Below are 420 nucleotides of genomic sequence, written 5' to 3'. Positions count from 1 at the left end.
ACCGTCCGGCGCCGGCAGGCCCTGCAACCAGGCGAACGCGGCATCGAGGCTCTATTGGGCGGCGAGGTCCGCCGCCTGGGCTTCCGTCTCCGCCCAGTCGGTGCTGGCGGACGCGACCGATACCGGCACCATGGGCTCGCCGCGCTCGACATCGCGTACGGTGGCATGGCGCGCAATCCACGCCAATGTGGTGTCATCCGCAAACGGTGTGCCGTCCGTGAAGGCCAGTTGATCGAGGCCGGGCAGGCGTTCGAGCATCAGCGCACAGTCAGTGGCGAGCAGGTCGCGCGCGCGGGCATACTCGCCACCCGCCTGATCCTGGGCGGTGAAGGCGTAGTACTGCAAGTCCAGCCAGAAATGATTCGCGCCTTCGGCGAAGGCCTGCTCGACGCGGTCGAGGAGTTCCGGCCACTGCTTTTG

1 pseudogene is annotated in these 420 nt (G+C 67.9%); it reads right to left on the bottom strand.

The window, feature by feature from the left end:
* Window positions 1-54: 54 nt before the first annotated feature.
* Window positions 55-420: pseudogene (locus tag AC1DN0_RS41585) on the bottom strand (type VI secretion system domain-containing protein); the annotation flags it as partial.

The sequence above is a fragment of the Cupriavidus sp. 05N39 genome, from assembly GCF_056397325.1.
The sequence above is the reverse complement of the archived record's forward strand: the minus strand, read 5'-3'. Positions and strand labels throughout refer to the sequence as shown.